An 18976-nucleotide genomic window follows, 5' to 3' on the forward strand; every position below is an offset into this window, starting at 1 on the left:
ACCACTTTAAGCCGCTTCTTCCTTCCTTTTACTGCCTTCTCATGAGAAATCCGGGCTAGACCTGTGGTTGCTATTACTGGCAAGCATCGCCGTGCTCTGGCCAAGCTGGCCGTTCTTTGTTGCCGCCTGGCGCGCGCTGAAAAACGGCGTGCTCAACATGGCTGTGCTGGTCGTTCTCTCGGTGGGTACTGGCTACCTGTTCAGCGTCGGTTCCACGCTCTTTTTCCCGGGTGTGCAGTTTTTCGAGGCGGTGGCGGTGCTGCTGGTGTTCATCCTGCTCGGCCATTGGCTGGAGATGCGCGCCCGTGCCGGTGCCTCGGACGCCATCCGCTCGCTGATGGATCTCGCGCCGCCCAAGGCCACTGTGTTGCGTGATGGCCAGGAACGGGAGGTTCCCACCGCTGAGGTTCTGAAGGACGACATCGTCGTGATCCGCCCCGGCAATAAGATTCCGGTGGACGGTGAGGTCTTGGAGGGCGACTCCCTGGTGGATGAGTCCATGCTCACCGGCGAGTCCATGCCGGTGGAAAAAAAGCCCGGCGACAAGGTGATCGGCGCCACCATTAACAAGAGCGGCAGTTTCAGGTATCGCGCCACCAAGGTGGGGTCCGATACGGCCCTGGCACAGATTGTCAAACTGGTTCAGGAGGCGCAGAACTCCAAGGCTCCGGCGCAGCTGCTGGCGGACAAAGCGTCACAGTGGCTGGTGGTGATTGCCATCGTGATCGGTCTGCTCACCTTTGCCGTCTGGTTCTGGTGGATTGGCGAAAGCCTGCTGCTTGCCGTGACCCTGACCATCACCGTATTTGTCATCGCCTGCCCGGACGCCCTCGGCCTTGCCACGCCCATGGCCGTGATGGTGGGCACCGGCCTCGGCGCCAGGAACGGCATCTTGTTCAAGAATGCCTCTGCACTTGAGGATGCCACCCGGCTGGATATTGTGGTCTTCGACAAGACCGGCACCCTGACCATGGGCGAGCCGCAGGTGGTCGAGGTGGTCGTGGTGGCGGGCAGCACCGAGGAGGCGGTCCTCGCACTGGCGGGGACGGTGGAGCAGGGCTCGGACCATCCTCTGGCCAAGGCGATACAAAGTAAGGCCGAAGGCTTGCAGCTCGATCCGCTGACCGGCTTCACCAACATCGAGGGCAAGGGCGCGCGGGCGGAGATTGGCAGCAAGACCGTGCTGCTCGGCAACCGCCGGCTGATGGACGAAGAGAAGGTCGACATGGCGAGCCTGAAGGACGAGGCCGCGCGTCTGCAGAGCGCGGGTCAGACCGTGGTGCACGTCGCCCAGGACGGGAAGCTGGTCGGCCTTATCGCCATTGCCGATGCGCCGCGCCCCACCGCTACTGCAATGGTCAAAAAGATGCGTGAACGCGGGGTGGAGGTGGCGATGCTCACCGGCGACAACCAGGCCACCGCCGAGCGCATCGCCCGGGAACTCGGCATTGAGATGGTGATCGCCGATGTCCTTCCGGGGCAGAAAGCAGACAAGATCAAGGAGCTCCAGGCTCAGGGCAAGAAGGTTGGCATGGTGGGCGACGGTGTCAATGACGCCCCGGCACTGACCCAGGCGGAGGTAGGTTTTGCCATTGGTGCCGGCACCGACGTGGCCATCGAAAGCGCTGACGTAGTGCTTATGAAGAGCGATCCTTACGACGTGCTCGGCGCCATCGAGCTGTCGCGCGCTACCCTGCGCAAGATGCACCAGAACCTGTTCTGGGCGGTGGGCTATAACGTCATCGCCTTTCCCGCGGCGGCAGGCGTGTTCTATCCGTTGGTGATAAGCCCAGAAGTAGCGGCGCTCGCAATGTCTGGAAGCTCCGCTCTTGTTGCGGTAAATGCACTCCTGTTAAAGCGCACCCAACTGGACGGCTTAGGGTAGACGAACACTTCCAATTGGAAAAATTGATGTTCATCAAGCCCACGCTATTGAGCGACTCTTTTTGCATCTTTTGTTGGGGTTTTTCAGTGTGAATTCAGGCTTATGAGTTTAAGTGGTAGGTAATTGCTGTTTGCTGACATGATTAATGACAACAAGGGGGAACGGGTAAATGGACATCAAAACCTTTGGAGAACTTATTAGCTGGACACGGGATTTGCATGCTCACCTTGCAAGGTGTATGTCACATTGCGCTACGAAGAATGAAGAGGAGCGAGCACGGGCGCTGCTGGACTATCTGGCGACCCATGAATCGGAAATGGAACGTATCGTGAATGAATTCAAGTCGCAGGGCGATTTCAAAGCATTGGAGACAAGGGTCTACGACTACCTGTCTCACCATCCCATTAAGACCCACAGAACCTGCGATGAGCCCTACGCACAGCTGGATTTTGAGGGCATATGCAGAGAAGTATTCGATTTCCATGATCAGATAGAGGACCTTTATCGCACCATGGCCGACAAAGCCGAGATTCCCGAGGCGAAAGAATTACTGCAATCGTTGCTAACCATGGAAGAGAACGAAGCTATGCGATTGGCCAGGCAGATAGGGCGTATGAACGACCTCTGATCAGAACACTGAAATTATTCTTCGACGCAGAAAAGGATGTTGATACATGGTGGCGTCTTCCAGTCAGTTACGGGTTTTCAAGATGGGTATCAATACTCATCAGGAGCCTGTCGTCTACATGCGTGATGATTGTGATGTGTGCCTTTCAGAAGGATTCGCCGCCAGTTCCAGGGTGGGAATTTCCTCGCAGGGACGTTCCATCATCGCAACTCTCAATATTTCGTCTGATGAAACGGTTCCCAAAGGGTATGCGGGGCTTTCAGATATCGCCATAGAGCGGCTCGGGGTGGCTCAGTCTGACCTGGTTTCAGTACATCATGCGCCCTATATCGAATCCTTGAGTCTGGTTCGTCGGAAAGTATTCGGACACAGCTTGCTTCCGGCTGAGATGGCCCGCATTGTCTCCGATATCTCCGCACACAAATACAGCGATGTCGAAATAGCCTGTTTCCTGAGCGCTTGTGCGGGTGGCAGATTAGGTTTCGATGAGATTGTTGCTTTGACCCAGGCGATGGTGAATTGCGGACAACAGCTCGATTGGCCAGGCGTGGATCGTGTGTTCGACAAACACTGTGTTGGAGGCCTGCCGGGCAACCGGACCACGCCGCTGGTTGTGTCGATCGTCAGCGCAGCAGGCTTAGTAATGCCTAAAACCTCCTCCCGTGCCATCACCTCACCGGCGGGAACAGCGGACACCATGGAAGCGCTGACCAATGTGAGGCTTGGGCTGAACGAGATTCGCCGTGTGGTCAGAGAAACCGGTGCCTGTCTCGCCTGGGGTGGGGCGATGAACCTCAGCCCGGCTGATGACCTGTTGATTCGCATCGAGAGAGCGCTGGACCTTGATGGTGAGGGCCAGCTCGTGGCCTCGGTGCTGTCCAAGAAGATTGCTGCCGGTTCCACCCATGCGGTGATTGATATTCCGGTGGGGGAGACGGCCAAGGTTCGAACGCCCGGCGATGCCGACCGGCTGGCCTCTCTTTTCACAAGCGTTGGGGCGGCCTGTGGGCTGAAGGTACGCTGCATCGCGACAGACGGCAGCAAGCCGGTTGGTGCAGGGATCGGGCCGACAGAGGAGGCCCGTGATGTTTTGGCCGTGTTGCAGGGAAAGCGGGGTGCGCCGGAGGATCTACGGAGCCGCGCCATCATGCTGGCTGGCCATTTGTTCGATCTGGCTGATGGTCGTGGCGTGAAAGAGGGGATGGTCAAAGCAGAACGACTACTTCAAAACGGCTCTGCCTGGGGGCAGTTCAAGCGTATAACAGAGGCTCAGGGAGGGCAGAGGAGCTTAGGTGAAGCCCGTTTTAGGCGCCCAGTTCTGTGCTCGGAATCCGGAACAATCGTGTCTATCGACAATCGTCGGCTTGCCCGTGTCGCCAAGCTGGCAGGCGCACCTGCCAGCTCTACCGCAGGGCTGCGGCTACTGGCGACCGTCGGTGATAGAGTCACTAAGGGAGAGCCTCTCTATGAATTGCTCAGTGACAGTCCGGGGCAGCAGGATTATGCGCTGGCGTTTAACGATATGGGGCCGGCAATCTTCACTGTAAAGCGAGAGGAATGATTGTGGGCATTACTGAAAAAAGTGTGTTGTTCAGCCTTGCTCCCCATCCATTACGGGAAAAACTTTGTGATCGGCTCAATCTGGAGCCGGGAAGTTTGGAGGTGCGGAGGTTCCCTGATGGTGAGTCCTACTTACGTGTGCTCACATCAGTCAAAGGTGCGAACTGCGTAATATTGGCCGACCTAACGCATCCAGACACCAAATACCTTGCTCTCCTGTTTCTCTTTGAAACTCTCCGGGAACTCGGTGCCAGGTCGATTGGGTTGGTGGCGCCCTATCTTTGCTATATGCGCCAGGATCGACGCTTCGAAGAAGGGGAGGCGGTCACTTCCAGGGTGTTTGCCCAGTCTTTGTCTTTACATATCGACTGGCTGATCACCGTTGATCCACATTTGCACAGGTACCAGTCTCTTGACGAAATCTACAGCATACCCACGCAAGTTGTTCAGGGAGCACCGGCGCTGGCGGATTGGCTACGGGGGCAAAACGGTCTGTTGCTGGTAGGTCCGGACGCGGAAAGTGAGCAATGGGTATCAAGTATCGCGCAGGCCAGTAACCATCCTTATGTCATTGGCACCAAGCAGCGTCTGGGTGACCGGCGCGTTGAAGTCACCTTGCCGGATATCTCGGCGTATAACGGCCGGAAAGCCGTCATCATTGATGACGTTATTTCCAGCGGCCGCACCATTGGCGAGTGTGTCAGGGCACTTAAGGCACAAGGCACGGAGGCCATCCTGTGTGCGGCGGTGCATGGCATTTTTGCGGAGGCCTCGGACACCTACCTTCTGGGTACCGGCCTGCAGACGCTGGTGACCACCAACACGGTTCCACACAGCAGCAATGAGATCGATGTCAGCGAGTTGCTGGTGCCGCCGGTCAGGCATTTTCTCAATCAGGTGGAGGATGAGCGCCGATGAACATTACATTTCTGGGTGGCACGGAAACCGTGACCGGCTCCAAGTTCCTGGTTGAAACCGGCCAGACACGTGTATTGGTCGATTGCGGCCTGTTTCAGGGGTACAAGTGGCTGAGAAAGCGCAACCGGCAACCGTTGCCGCTCGATATTGCCTCGCTGGATGCCGTGCTTCTGACCCATGCCCATCTGGATCATTCAGGCTACATCCCCGTGTTGTACAAGCAGGGCTTCCGGGGGGCGGTTTATACCCATCATGCCACCCGAGAGCTATGCAGCATATTGCTGGCCGATAGCGGCCATCTTCAGGAAGAGGAGGCACATTACCTCGGCCGCCATAAGCTGAGCAGGCATGAGAATCCGGAGCCCCTGTATGATCAGGAGGATGCAGAAGCCTGCATGGAGCTGTTTCAGTCGGTGGACTTTCACCAAGTGATCCAGCTCGGTGATATACGCTTTCATCTGCGACCGGTCGGGCACATTCTCGGGGCGGCCTGTGTCATCATCGAGGCGGAAGGTAAATGCGTCGGTTTTTCCGGCGATGTGGGCCGCCTCAATGATATTTTCATGAGGCCACCGGCACCCCTGCCAGCACTCGACATGCTGATGCTGGAATCAACATATGGCGATCGTCGCCACGAAGACGTGGATTTGCTGTCACAACTGGCGGACATCGTTAACGAAACGGTCGACAAAGGGGGCAATATACTGATTCCGGCCTTTGCCGTGGGCAGAGCGCAGGTCTTGCAGCATATGCTCACCGACCTGATGAAGGCGGGACGAATTCCAAGGTTGCCAGTTTATCTGGATAGCCCCATGGCGATTGATGTTTCTGAGATTTACTGCCGCTACGAAGATCAGCATCGGTTGAGCAGTTCAGAATGCCATGAAATGTGCAGCACCGTTCACTATAGCCGCAGCGTCCAAGACTCCAAGGCGCTGGCTGACCAGGCCTACCCGCACGTAATTATTGCAGGCAGCGGTATGGCAACGGGCGGTCGCATTCTTCATCACTTCAAACGTCTCCTCGGCCAGCACCGTACAACCGTTATCTTTGCCGGTTATCAGGCAGGGGGGACACGAGGCGCCAAAATGGTTGATGGAGCGGAAAGGATCAAGATCCACGGCGACTGGATTCCGGTCAAGGCCCGGCTGGAGGTGTTGAGTGGGCTTTCCGGGCATGGAGATTTCACAGAGATTGAACAGTGGCTGGCTCAAAGTGACTTAGCCCCCGAAACGCCGATCAACTTGATTCATGGAGACCCTGATGCGCTGGAGGCCATGAAGGATCACTTGCGTCAGAACACCCGGTTTGAGGTGGAGGTGGCAAGCTACCAATCCATTTTGCGTCTTTGATGTGAGACCGGGCAAATACCCGGGGTAATCCGGATATTTACGGCGAGGATTTCTAGTAGGCCACCATTAACGTCAGTAGAGTTATCAGGGAGAGATCATGAACGGCTATTCCATTGAGGATTCACATCGAATCCAGCAGCGTGCTGCCCAATACCGGCAGCGTTACCCCCAGTTTGCCAACTGGGCAAAAGGGCGCGGGGTGATCGAACATACCGATTTGACCCAGGTGCGCGTGTTCGACCTGTGCCAGGAACTCGTTTGTGCCGGGCGTTATGACTCGCTCGACGATGCCCTGATTATTTTCGAGGCTGCAGACACCCTCACCAACGCGGCCATGTGGCTGGTAGCCCACATGACTTATGCCAGCAGAGTGGACCTGTCCGGACAGCCGCTGGCGGCGGATGACTTCAAGGAAAATCCTCAGGGGCATACCGGTGGTTCGCTGAACATGGTGCCTGCCTATCTTGGCTACACGGCCGCCAACGCGTTGGCGGGGCTGACCCGTAGCTGGCTGATGGGGCAGGGGCACTGTGTGGCGGCTATCGAAAGCGTCAACATACTGCTCGGCAATCTGCATCCAGAACAGCAGGCTCGGTACACGCTCGACGAGGTGGGGCTGTCCCGGCTGGTGAGTGACTTTTACAGCTACGCCGTCACTCCGGATGGCACACCGGGGGTTCCCCTGGGCAGTCACGTCAACCCCCACACTGCCGGCGGGCTGATCGAGGGCGGATATCTGGGCTTCGCTGAACTGCAATACACCCACATGCCGCTGCCGGGGGAGCGTCTGGTCGCGTTTCTCAGTGATGGGGCATTTGAGGAGCAGCGGGGCAGCGACTGGGCAAGCCGCTGGTGGCGAGCCGAGGACTGTGGCCTGGTGACCCCGGTGATGATTGCTAACGGGCGCCGCATTGATCAACGGTCAACCATTTTTCTGCAAGGGGGGACGGACTGGTTCCGGCAGCACCTGGAGCTCAATGGCTTTTACCCCATACTCATTGATGGCCGCGATCCTGCGGCCTTTATCTGGGGCATCTTCGAGGCCGAATCGAGGCTTCAGGCGTGCAGCGAACAGGTCAGCGCCGGCCACATGAGGTACCCTGTAAAGCTCCCCTATCTGATTGCCGAGACGGTCAAAGGCTATGGTTTCTATGGTGCTGGTTCAAACGCGGCGCATGGTACCCCGCTTCCGGCAATACCGAGATTTGATGAGGTCTCGCGCAGGCACTTTAACGAATCCATTGCCCGTTTGTTTGTGCCCGAGATCGAGATTCACGGCGCCCGCGACGTGCTGGCAACTCACCGGGCAGACGATCGGCCTGCGGAAAAGGATCATCCGCTGAGTTGTCGTGACGTCAAGCTGCAAACTGTACCCGAACCGGTCTGGTTGCAAACGGCGGTATCAGAGTCGCCCATGGTGGCGATTGATCGGCAGTTTGTTGCCCTTGTAAAGGCCAACCCGGCGCTTCGTATTCGCCTGGGGAACCCGGATGAATTGCGTAGTAATCAGATGAACCAGTCGCTTGACCTTCTGAAGCATCGCACCCTGACGCCCGAGCCCGGCCTTGCGGAATCCCTTCACGGCTCGGTAATCACAGCCCTGAATGAGGAGGCCGTTGTCAGCGCCGCTCTGGGTAATAAGGGAGGTATGAATCTGGTGGTGTCCTACGAAGCGTTTGCCATGAAAATGATTGGCGCTCTTCGGCAGGAAATTATTTTTGCGCGACACCAGAAAAGTCTCGGTCGGCCCGCCCGATGGTTATCCGTGCCGGTCATTGCGACGTCGCACCTCTGGGAAAACGGCAAGAACGAGCAGTCTCATCAGGACCCGGCCTTCGGCGAAGTCCTGATGGGAGAAATGAGTGACACTGCCCGCGTTGTCTATCCTCCCGACTGCAATAGTGCTGTGGCGTGCCTTAACGAGTGTTTTCGAACCCAGGGGCAGTTCTGGGCCATGACGGTTCCCAAGGCAAAACTGCCTGCCGTTTTTGACGGCCGTCAGGCTGTGCAATTGCTCCGGAATGGTGCCATCGCTCTTGGTGAAGCCGGTGATGTGCAGTTGATCGCTGTCGGCGCCTATCAACTCCGGGTTTGCCTTGAGGTTGCCGAAGCGCTGGCTCAGAGAGGGCTTTCGAGTGGTGTGGTCTGCCTTCTCGAGCCCGGTCGATTCCGGAGTCCCCGGGATCCAATCGAGTCAGGACATCAGTCTGGTACTTCTTACAGGGCCGAGCTGTTTCCCCACGATACAAAACTCAGAGTGTTCGTCTGCCATATGCGCCCAGAGGCATTGCTGGGAATCTGCCGTCCTCTCGATCTCGGACCTGACCGGACGCTGGCGTTTGGTTATGAAAACCATGGTGGCACCCTGGATACATCGGGGCTGCTGCAGGCCAACAAATGTGATGCACATCCGATAGTGCAGGCGATCCTGTCAAAAAGTGGCTCCTCAGGCGCTGATAAGGCGACATTGTAGCGATGGAGCGCGAGGATCGATTTACAACAGTCTTTACGGGGAAAAGTAAAGCGTTGGTGATCACCGTGCTGATTCTCACACTAAAACAATCCGGGCGGCAACCGATTCAGCTAGCCGCCCGACATATAGGTAAATCATGCTATGAATGAATCGTTCAATCACGCTGGGGCCTGGGGCATCACACTGATCGTTATCGTTCTGGTGTCCTGGTTCTTTTACCGTTACTTCGCGCCGAAAAACTGGCGGGAATGGGCCGGCGCCGGAGTGGTGCAGGCCTTCATCATTGCACTTTATGCGGAAATGTACGGTTTTCCGCTCACTATTTATCTGTTGGTGCGTTTTTTTGGCCTCGACAGTGAGTATGTCAGCGCCAGCCTGTGGTCGACCCTGATAGGGCTGGGCGAAACCGGGATGTTGGTCTCAATGTTGCTCGGCTATGCGCTCGCGTTCACCGGGATCGGCCTCTTTATTCAGGGGTGGCGTCAGGTCCACAAGGCGCGAGGTGAAAACCGTTTGGTGAAAGACGGCCTGTATGCGTATGTGCGGCATCCGCAATATACGGGGCTATTCATCGCTCTGTTTGGAGAAGGGGTGGTGCATTGGCCAACGTTATTCTCGGTCGGCCTTTTCCCGGCCATCGTGCTTGTCTACACATGGCTGGCTCGGCGTGAGGAACGGCAGGTGCTCAAGGAGTTTGGTGAGGAGTACCGTGCCTACCAGCGGCAGGTGCCAATGTTCATCCCCCGTTGGGGGCGGTGGCGTCAGCTCGCCGCTGCGTCACATAACGGCAGCGATGATGAGGCAGCGTGATGTATTTCTTACTGCGAATTCTCATGCCTACATGGATAGATGCACCCCATATTACCGTAAGCCTGCGATGGATAATTCCGGGCCCTAGAATGTTTCGTTATCGCAGAACAGTTCATATAGAAGCTCAATGATACGGCGCGCTTTGTCTCCCGCCAGAGAATAGCGCATGGTTCGTCCGTCACGGCGCACATTGACCAGGCCATCTTTGCGCAGTAGAGCAAGTTGTTGGGAAACAGCCGCTTGGCGCATATCCAGTGTATCGGCGAGTTCGCTCACCGCCCGCTCGCCTTCCACTAGTTGGCAGAGGATCATTAATCTGCTCTTTCCGGAGAGTGCTTTTAACAAGTTAGTAGCGTGATCAGCCGCTTCTGACATCTGGTTGCCATTCATATATTCATAGCTCTGAATTCGTGAATATGTTAGTTTTTCCGAAACATACTTGGTCAACAAGTTAAGCGTTGCTTGTCCTCTGGCAAATTTCGGCTTCCTTATAGTTAGTCGCCAAGCAGACAACCCAAATACCGTGTAATTTCGACGGGGCGCGCAATCTGTTGGATCTAGAGCGCGTTAGTATAACAGGAGAGAGATATGTCCATTGATCGTCTTGTACTCGCATTCGCAGGATCTTTTATCCTTGTAAGTCTTGCGCTCTCCCAGCTCCACTCGCCTTACTGGCTGTGGTTCACCGCGTTTGTGGGCGCCAACATGCTGCAGGCTGCCTTCAGTGGATTCTGCCCTCTGGCGAAGATCCTCAAGGCCTTGGGCAAGAAGCCCGGCGCCGCCTTCGATTGACGCACGGAGGCACTGTAAATGTCTGAAAAAACCGAGAGTTCGTGGCTACAGTTCGCCACTGACCGTCCTCGCCTGACCGTTTGGACCATGGTGGTCGTCACGCTGATGCTGGTGGGGCTGGCGGCGTTGCCGAGCCTCTGGCCCGAGCGATTTGGTCTGCTTAATCCGCTAACCATCGATACCGACCCAGAGAACATGCTGTCCGGCGACGAACCCGTGCGCGTTTTCCACGACGACATGAAGGAGCAGTTCTCGCTTTATGACATGGTCGTGGTGGGTGTGGTCAACGAGAGCGACCCCGACGGCGTATTCAACGTCGGCTCGCTGCGGCGCCTCTATGAGCTGACAGAGTATGCCAGTACGCTCAGGTGGCCCGATCCGGACAACCCGGGCCGGCAGGAGGGCGTGGTCGAGGAGGATATGCTCGCGCTCTCTCGGGTCGACAATATCGAGCAAGAGGGGGTCGGCTCGGTTCGTTTCAGCTGGCTCATGCCAGAGCCGCCGGATACCCGCAACCAGGCGCTCGCTATTCTTGAGCGGGCGCAACGTATCCCGCTGTTCGACAATACCCTGGTCAGCGCCGATGGCAAGGCAGTCGCTCTTTACCTGCCGCTGACCAGCAAGGACATGAGTTACCGAGTCCGCGAAGCCCTGCTTGACAAAGTCGCCGGCTGGGAGGATACCAGCGATCAGGTCTACATCACCGGGCTGCCCGTGGCGGAGGACACGTTCGGTGTGCAGATGTTCTACCAGATGGCGATTTCGGCGCCACTGGCAATGCTGGTCATCTTCCTGGCAATGTGGTGGTTCTTCCGCCACGTCCGGCTCATTACCTCGGCGATGATCGTGGCCATGGTGGCGGCTGCGAGCACCATGGCGTTGCTGGTGATCAGCGGTAGCACCGTCCACATCATGAGCTCGATGATCCCCGTATTCATCATGCCCATTGCGGTGCTGGACGCGGTGCATATCCTCTCGGAATTCTTCGACCGCTATCCTCACCATCGGGAGCGCCGCCGGGCCATCCGGGAGGTCATGGGGATACTGTTTAAACCGATGCTGTTCACAACCCTGACGACGATGGCCGGGTTTGCGTCACTGGCACTCACCCCGATCCCGCCGGTTCAGGTGTTTGGCATCTTTATCGCGATTGGCGTCTTTCTGGCGTGGTTGTGCACGGTAACCTTTATTCCGGCATACATCATGCTAATGCCGGAGCGGCGGCTCACCGGCTTCGGTCACGCCGTTGGGGACCCAGATGGAAATACAGTCATGGGGCGCTGGCTGCATCGCCTCGGCGAGGGCGTGGTCGGCCACGCCAGGGCGGTGCTGGTGGTTACCATGGTCGTGGTGGTGGCTGCGAGCTATGGCATCAGCCAGATCCGTATCAATGATAACCCGGTCAAGTGGTTCGAGCCGGAGCATCCCATCCGGGTGGCGGACCGAGTACTCAACGAACATTTCGGCGGCACCTACATGGCCTATCTGGCGTTGGTTCCGGAGGGTGGTGACGTCATCTTGGCCGACTATCGGCAGACATTCCTTGATCGCCTGGCATCACACCAGAAGGATGTGCAGGCGCAGGAAGACGCGACCGTCGCCGTCTTCGAAGAACTGCGTGCCATGGCGAGAGAGGTAAGCGGGGACACTGACTCGGCGAAGGCATTTCTCGATGAGCTGGATCAGCGCGTCGGGGTGCAACTCGATGCGGCATCTGACACGCGCTACGATGCCTGGCTCGAGGCACAATCCTTCGTCGATGGCGAACGCCAGCGCAGCGAGACCTTCAAAAGCCCCGAAGTCCTGCGCTACATCGCCAGGCTGCAGCAGCGGCTGGGCGAGACCGGTGTGGTCGGCAAGTCCAACTCCGTCGCCGATGTGGTCAAAACTGTCCACCGCGAACTTCTGGGTGGCGATGCCGAGGCCTTTCGCATTCCGGACCGTCCAGCGGCGGTAGCGCAGACCCTGCTCACCTACCAGAATGGCCATCGCCCTCAGGACCTCTGGCACTTCGTTACACCCGATTACCAGAATGCCAGCATCTGGGTTCAGCTCACCAGCGGCGATAACCGGGACATGAGCCGGGTGGTCGAGGCGCTCAACGACTTCATCGCGACTAACCCTCCGCCTGCATCGCTCCAGGCACGCTGGTTCGGTCTGAACTATATCAATGTCGTCTGGCAGGAAAAAATGGTCAGCGGCATGGCCATGGCCCTGTTCGGCAGTTTCGTTGTTGTGCTCCTGTTGATGGCCCTATTGTTCCGCTCTCTGCTCTGGGGCCTGCTGTGCATGATCCCCCTGACCGTGACCATCGGGGCCATCTACGGTCTGATCGGCATTGTCGGCAAGAATTACGATATGCCGGTCGCCGTGCTGAGCGCCCTGAGTCTGGGGCTCGCCGTGGACTACGCCATCCACTTCCTGGCCCGTACCCGCGCCACTCAGGCCGAGACCGGCTCCTGGCGTCGCTCGGTGGCACCGATGTTCGGTGAGCCTGCACGAGCAATAACCCGCAACGCCATCGTGCTTGGCGTTGGTTTCCTGCCGCTGCTGGCGGCGCCGCTCGTGCCCTACCAGACGGTGGGGGTGTTTATCGCGGCCATTCTGTTGACCGCCGGCCTGAGCACACTGCTGATCCTGCCGGCGCTGATAACCCTGCTGCAACGGTGGCTGTTTCCCGGTGCCCGCAGGGCCGTCCCGAATTCGCAAAAGCAAGAGGAAGGCGTGCAATGAGTAGATACTGGCTTGTTACCCTGTTCCAAAAGCTGGCCCTGATTGCAATGGCATTGGGCATCACGCCCATTGCCCTGGCCCAGGATGCCGGCGCTGCGCCCGAGGTGGAGCGCATTGTCAACCGTGCCAATATGGTCTCCTACTTTCAGGGGCGTGATGGCCGCGCCAGGGTCGCTATGACCATCACGGATAGCCAGGGGCGTACCCGTAGTCGCGAACTCACCATTTTGCGGAGAGACGGTCCGGAGACAGATGCCGTTGAGGGGGGCGCCTATCTCGGCGAGCAGAAGTACTATGTCTATTTCCGACGACCGGCGGATGTGAGCCAGATGACGTTGCTGGTTTGGAAACACCAGGACCGGGACGACGACCGCTGGCTGTACCTGCCGGCGCTGGATCTGGTTAAGCGAATTGCCGCTTCCGACAAACGCACCAGCTTCGTCGGCTCGGATTTCTTCTACGAGGACATCTCCGGGCGCAGTATTGATGCCGACAGCCATGAGCTGATTGAAACCACGGATAACTACTACGTAGTGCGCAACAAACCCAAGAGGCCCGGGGAGGTTGAGTTCGCCTACTACGATGTCTATATCCACAAGCAGTCGTTCCTGCCGGTTCGCACCGAGTATATCGACGACAGTGACAACCTCTACCGGCGTTACACCGCGCTGGCGGTGGAGAAGGTGCAGGGTTACCCCACGGTCGTCAAGGCGAGGATGGAGAATCTGCGTAACGGTGGCACTACGGAGCTGACCTACAGCGGCATTGACTATGACCTGAGCCTGCCGGAAGACGTGTTTTCGGAGCGGTATCTGCGCCGGGCACCGAGGGAGTACTTGCAGTGACCACCGGTGCACTGAGGGCAGGAGGGCGTGGATGAACACCAGAAGCCTGCTCTGGGGCATGTTGCTGGCGGGTATCGTTCTCGGTGCAGCGCCCGGGGCGCTATGGGCGGCCGCGCCCGAGCTGCCGGAGGGGCTGGGTGCGCCAGCCAGTGATACCGCAGAACCGGCCCTGCCAGCGGGCCTCGGGGGTGAGACCGGAGCAGAACAGACCACCGACCGATCGGCTGCGGCGGCGCTGCCATTTCGTCTGCGCGGCTTCTGGGAGGCCCGCGGCGGAACCCGGCTGGGCGATGATCCTCACCAGCGCGATCTCTCCATCGCCGAAACCCGGTTGCAGCTCGAGGCGGAGAAGTATTTCAAGGGAGTAACGCTGCGCCTTACCGGCGATTTTCTCTATGACGACCTGGACGATGATCGGTCGGTGGACCTGGAATCGGGTGAGGGCGCGTTCGACCTGCGCGAGGCCAGCCTGGTGTTTTCGCCGAGCGCGGATACCGATGTCAAGCTGGGGCGCCAGATACTAACCTGGGGAACCGGCGACCTGGTGTTCATCAACGATCTGTTTCCCAAGGACTGGGTCTCGTTTTTTATCGGCCGCGATGTGGAGTACCTCAAGGCGCCCTCGGACGCGCTGAAGGTTTCGGCTTTTTCCAGCTGGGCCAATCTTGACCTTGTCTACACCCCCCGGTTTGACGCGGATCGCTTCATCGACGGTCGCCGTCTCTCTTTCTTCAACACAGGGCAAGGGCGGCTGACCGGGCGCAATGCGGTTGTACTGGCGGGCCGCCCGGCGGACGCGTTCGAAGACGACGAGTGGGCCGCCCGGCTGTACCGTAACCTTGGCGCCTACGAGGTCGCGCTCTACGGCTACGACGGCTTCTGGAAGAGCCCGGCCGGGGCTGATCCGGCCAGCGGTCGGGCCAGGTTTCCTCCGCTGTCGGTGCTCGGCGCCAGCCTGCGCGGGCCGGTGGGGGCCGGCATCGGCAACGTCGAGCTGGGCTATTACGATTCCCGCGCAGACCGCGATGGCGACGATCCCACAGTACGCAACAGCGAGCTGCGCCTGCTGCTCGGCTATGAGCAGGAAATTGCCCGTAACCTGACCCTGGGCCTGCAATACTACCTTGAGCGCATGGGCGAGTTTGAGGCCTACCGGCGGGCCTTGCCCCCGGGTGCCCCGGTGCGGGACGAGAATCGCCACGTCCTCACCCAGCGGCTGACATGGCTGACACACAGCCAGAATCTGGAGTGGTCGTTGTTCCTGTTCTACTCGCCCTCGGACCGGGACGCGTACCTGCGCCCCCGGGTGGGCTATCAGGTTGATGACCATCTCTCTGTTGAAGCCGGCGGAAACCTGTTTTTCGGCGCCCAGGAGGAAACCTTCTTCGGTCAGTTTGAGGACAACAATAACCTGTATCTGGGGGTACGCTATGGGTTCTGAAAAGGTTAGGTGTTGATATTGAAGGGCTGGCTACTATAGGCCTCACTCGGTTTACCCAAAGAAAAGGAAATGTATATGTCTTACACAATGAATCGCGTAATTCAGAATGTGGATTTCGAGACAGTGGATGAGCGAACCCGCAAGGCCCTGGCCGATCAGGGTTTCGGGGTTCTGACAGAAATTGATGTTAAGGCCACCATGAAAAAGAAACTGGACAAGGACATGCTCGCCTACCGAATTCTCGGTGCCTGCAATCCAGCCATGGCTTGGGAAGCCATTGGCGTGGAACCCCGGGTAGGCGCTATGTTGCCGTGCAATGTTATCCTGCGCGAGACCCCGGAGGGCGTTGAAGTCAGTGCGGTTGATCCCGTGTTATCCATGACAGCGATCGAAAATGAGCAACTCAAGCATATTGCGGGTGAGGTGAGAGATAGGCTGTCTGAGATTATCAAGGCGGTCTAACTCGACTCGCACCAAAGCACTCGCTGTGTCTTTAATCATTGCCGCACCGGGTGTCTGGGACCTTGGTTCGGCATACCAAGCAAGTTGAGCCCCGATCTAAGCCGGCCCACGTCAAAGCCACTTGCGTAGCAACAGGCCAAGCGTGTCATACACGCCTTTCATGAAGCCGCGGTGTTTCCAGGCGATGCCAGTGATTTCACTGGCATCCAGCAAATCAGTTACGAACTCGTTTCTTAACTGGCCATTCAAGGCTTCGTTTGTGGAAATCAGCGTCAGTTCATAGTTAATAAACAAACTTCGGTAGTCGAAGTTTGCGGTTCCTATGCTGCCCCAGGCTTCGTCAACGAGTAGTACTTTGGAATGCAACAGCCGGGGCGTGTACTCGAATATGCGAACGCCGTGTTCCAGTAGTTCTCCGTAAATGGCGCGGGCAGCCCATTGTGCGGGGGTCGAGTCGGTCTTTTCGGTGGTCAGAATCCGCACATCGACCCCCCGGCGGGCCGCGAGAGCAAGCTGTTTGCGTAATCCACGATCCGGTACGAAATAGGGCGTCGCCAACCAGATTCTGTCTGACGCTCTGGCCAACCGGTCTTTGATGGCACACCGTAGCTGGATGCGACAGGTTCGTGTTGTATTGGGAATGATCCGGCTGTCGCCGACGGTGTGACTGTCTGGGTTCCATTGCGTGTCACCACACCAGAAGGCGTTGAACAGAGTGTCAGATACTGTGGCCAGGGGCCCGTTGATGCAGACATGCATATCGCGCCATCGCTGGGGGCCGTAGAAGCGCCTTGAACCCTCGCGATGAATGTTGAAGCCGCCGAGGTACGCTGTTTTGCCGTCAATGACCAGCAGCTTGCGATGGTCGCGACGGTTGTAACGCATCGGTTGCCGCCAACTCCAGCGGTGAAAGCGCTGAAGACGGATGCCGGCGGCTCTGAGCTGGCGTCGGTGCTTTCGGGTAAGAACGCTGCTTGAGCCCAGCGCATCAACGTGAATGCGCACGTCGAGGCCGTGGCGGGACTGCTTCATCAGTTCATCAAGCAGTTCAGTCCCCACCTCGTCCGCCGCCAGGATATACGAAGCAAGAAAGATACGCTGGGTGGCAGCACGGACCGAGCGAATCATCTCCGCATAGAGTTCGTCTCCCTCACCGAACAGCCTGAACACATCCTTCACGGCCCCGTCCTCGGGTTCACAGGCGGCGTCGCCGGGGTTGCCGTTCATATCTATAAGCCAACAGAGCCGATACCCAGGCTGTCATTGGTGTTTCTGATCGACGTTTCCGCATCGTGTTCGGCCCCGGTCAGTGCGCGTATGGCATCGATGGTTTCCGGAACAACAATCGCCTGGTTGTCGACCATATAGGCATAAAACAGCTCTTTGCCCTGCACTTTGAGCATGTCTTCCCAAAGCGCGACTTCATACAGGCTGTCGTGAGGTCGGCCAAGGTCGGCCATCAACTCCTTGACACTGTTGATCGCGCTTAGCCCGTCGCTGTTCCGGAGGAAAACAATGCGGGAGGAGGTGCGGAACGCATCGAGCACTTCGTCCTTACTCGCCTCACGTGTCAGTTGAACGGACCAGTAGTGCAGGTGGGCCAGTGTCTCCGGAACCTTGACCGCCATGGTTACCACATCCAGGTCCGGGTCGACACTTTGGGCGTCCGGGCCCTGGTGACTGGGAATCTCCGGCTCTGGCACGACGGTATTCATGATCCCGCCCTGGTGGCTCTCCCAGGGATCGGTGGCCCGGCGCAGAAGGGTTCCCCGTGCCCGGTCCAGCAAGCCGTGGCGTTTGAGCGCTGACAGGGTACGAATGATCGACGTCGTGTTGCACGATACGACGCGTGTGCAGTCACGGCCGACAGCGCTGGCGTAGTTGGCCTCGGCAACGAATGAATGGCCCGTGCTTTGATGTTTCTCGCCGCCATGAACGATGAACCTGATACCGAGCCGCCGGTAGGTTTCGATATTCTTGCTGGCCAGGTGTTTCGGTGTACAGTCCACCACGATGTCCGCGGCTTCAAGTAAGTCATCCAGTGTGCCGGAAACATCAAGCCCGGCTGCGCCCATGGCAACGGCGTGCTCTTCAGTCGCGCCGTACAGGGCATACCCTCTACTCAGCGCGGCCCTCACTCGCCAGTCCTGCGCGACATCAGCTACGCCAGCCACAGCCATGTCTTTTTGTACCGCAACGGCTTGCGCTACCCGTTTGCCGATAACGCCATAACCGTTGACCGCGACGCGAATAATTCTCTGACCGACCATCTTTTGTATCTCCAGCTTCTGAAAAGGGGCGAGCGAACTGTTATGTTGCTTAAGTGACCAGATTATAGACAAAGACTGAATTTCAGCTGAAAGTCCGGTTTGACGTGTACCTCAGGGCAATGGCTTTACCGAAAAGTTGATGGTGATCAAAAAAATGCAAAGCGCAGAAGTGCTTTTCAGGTTCAGTTCAGCCGGGTGTAGTGGAATGGGGTGCAGTAGAGGGCAACTACATTGCTTATGACCAGGTCGAACCTTGAGAGGCTCGAATGGTATGAAACCATCGGCAAGCAGAACCTGTTTTTTGCCCTAGTCTACAACAGTGCGGCTGAGCCTGTGGCTGCCGGTGTGCTCTACCGATTCCTTGGCATCCTGATAGGACCTTCCTTTGCCACTTTTGCAATGAGTGCATCCTCGTTGCCGGCGGTGATGAACGCTCTGCGTCAGCGTCGAGAGAAAGTCTTAGGCACGAAATGGACAGATAGACAGATAGAACGCTGGACCTCCCACTGATACTCCTGTTCCGGGGCTCTTAGTGGGTTGGCCAGAGTAAGAATGGGCATGGCTAAGGAGAGATAATGAAAATTGTGTTCTTTGAGGCAGAGAAGTGGGAGTGCGATATTTTGCAGCAGGCCTGCTGCAATCATGAGGTTGTTTTCACGGACGAGGAACTCGGAACAGGCAACGTTGGGCTATACAGGGACGCCGATATCATCTCCCCCTTCGTTCATTCGGTCCTGAACCGTTCGGTCCTGGTGGCAAGCCCCCGATACGGTAGACGCCTGGTAGCGTTACACTAAACGCAAATCT

Annotated in this window: 15 protein-coding genes; 12 read left to right on the forward strand and 3 right to left on the reverse strand. The window is 57.8% G+C overall.

What is annotated here, in order from left to right; genetic code table 11:
- Positions 1-67: 67 nt before the first annotated feature.
- The 7 genes from RO069_RS01565 (at position 68) to RO069_RS01595 (ending at position 9626) form a co-directional block, all read left to right on the forward strand.
- On the forward strand, positions 68-1885 hold the full coding sequence (locus tag RO069_RS01565; protein ID WP_328184874.1) for a copper-translocating P-type ATPase: 1818 nt from the start codon (positions 68-70) through the stop codon (positions 1883-1885).
- A 169-nt stretch (positions 1886-2054) separates the two neighbouring features.
- A complete protein-coding gene (locus RO069_RS01570; protein ID WP_008171259.1) occupies positions 2055-2513 on the forward strand; it encodes a hypothetical protein in 459 nt (152 codons plus the stop codon).
- 46 nt (positions 2514-2559) lie between these two features.
- Positions 2560-4074 carry a thymidine phosphorylase family protein gene (locus RO069_RS01575; protein ID WP_248236572.1) on the forward strand — a complete coding sequence of 505 codons (1515 nt, stop codon included), beginning with the start codon at positions 2560-2562 and terminating at the stop codon, positions 4072-4074.
- The gene (locus RO069_RS01580; protein WP_008171255.1) at positions 4071-4991 is read left to right on the forward strand and encodes a ribose-phosphate diphosphokinase; all 921 of its coding nucleotides are present in this window, start codon (positions 4071-4073) and stop codon (positions 4989-4991) included. The genes RO069_RS01575 and RO069_RS01580 overlap by 4 nt, the downstream gene beginning before the upstream one ends.
- Positions 4988-6343, forward strand: coding sequence for an MBL fold metallo-hydrolase RNA specificity domain-containing protein (locus RO069_RS01585; protein WP_248236574.1), 1356 nt, complete (start codon positions 4988-4990; stop codon positions 6341-6343). The genes RO069_RS01580 and RO069_RS01585 overlap by 4 nt, the downstream gene beginning before the upstream one ends.
- 97 nt (positions 6344-6440) lie before the next feature.
- The gene (locus tag RO069_RS01590; RefSeq protein ID WP_248236575.1) at positions 6441-8816 is read left to right on the forward strand and encodes a xylulose 5-phosphate 3-epimerase; all 2376 of its coding nucleotides are present in this window, start codon (positions 6441-6443) and stop codon (positions 8814-8816) included.
- Between the two features lie 141 nt (positions 8817-8957).
- On the forward strand, positions 8958-9626 hold the full coding sequence (locus RO069_RS01595; RefSeq protein WP_199451724.1) for a methyltransferase family protein: 669 nt from the start codon (positions 8958-8960) through the stop codon (positions 9624-9626).
- A gap of 84 nt (positions 9627-9710) precedes the next feature.
- Here RO069_RS01595 and RO069_RS01600 read toward each other — a convergent pair whose 3' ends face one another.
- Entirely contained in the window at positions 9711-10076 is a 366-nt protein-coding gene (locus RO069_RS01600) for an ArsR/SmtB family transcription factor (RefSeq protein WP_320108782.1), read from the reverse strand.
- Between the two features lie 138 nt (positions 10077-10214).
- Between RO069_RS01600 and RO069_RS01605 the strand changes: the two genes are divergently transcribed.
- From RO069_RS01605 to RO069_RS01625, 5 genes are all read left to right on the forward strand, one after another.
- On the forward strand, positions 10215-10418 hold the full coding sequence (locus RO069_RS01605) for a YgaP family membrane protein (RefSeq protein ID WP_053113999.1): 204 nt from the start codon (positions 10215-10217) through the stop codon (positions 10416-10418).
- An 18-nt stretch (positions 10419-10436) separates the two neighbouring features.
- Positions 10437-13151, forward strand: a complete 2715-nt coding sequence (locus RO069_RS01610; protein ID WP_248236576.1) for an efflux RND transporter permease subunit — start codon at positions 10437-10439, stop codon at positions 13149-13151.
- Positions 13148-13996: an outer membrane lipoprotein-sorting protein gene (locus RO069_RS01615; RefSeq protein WP_248236577.1), complete on the forward strand. Its 849-nt coding sequence runs from the start codon at positions 13148-13150 to the stop codon at positions 13994-13996. Before RO069_RS01610 ends, RO069_RS01615 begins: the two co-directional genes overlap by 4 nt.
- Before the next feature lie 31 nt (positions 13997-14027).
- Positions 14028-15437 carry a hypothetical protein gene (locus tag RO069_RS01620; protein ID WP_248236578.1) on the forward strand — a complete coding sequence of 470 codons (1410 nt, stop codon included), beginning with the start codon at positions 14028-14030 and terminating at the stop codon, positions 15435-15437.
- Between the two features lie 75 nt (positions 15438-15512).
- Positions 15513-15899, forward strand: coding sequence for a DUF302 domain-containing protein (locus RO069_RS01625; protein ID WP_091854522.1), 387 nt, complete (start codon positions 15513-15515; stop codon positions 15897-15899).
- Between the two features lie 111 nt (positions 15900-16010).
- Here RO069_RS01625 and RO069_RS01630 read toward each other — a convergent pair whose 3' ends face one another.
- Positions 16011-17126: a phospholipase D-like domain-containing protein gene (locus tag RO069_RS01630; RefSeq protein WP_248236579.1), complete on the reverse strand. Its 1116-nt coding sequence runs from the start codon at positions 17124-17126 to the stop codon at positions 16011-16013.
- A 2-nt stretch (positions 17127-17128) separates the two neighbouring features.
- Positions 17129-18169, reverse strand: a complete 1041-nt coding sequence (locus tag RO069_RS01635; protein WP_248236580.1) for a type II glyceraldehyde-3-phosphate dehydrogenase — start codon at positions 18167-18169, stop codon at positions 17129-17131.
- Positions 18170-18976 lie beyond the last annotated feature (807 nt).

The organism is Marinobacter sp. OP 3.4 (assembly GCF_036224885.1).
In the GTDB taxonomy this organism is placed as follows: domain Bacteria; phylum Pseudomonadota; class Gammaproteobacteria; order Pseudomonadales; family Oleiphilaceae; genus Marinobacter.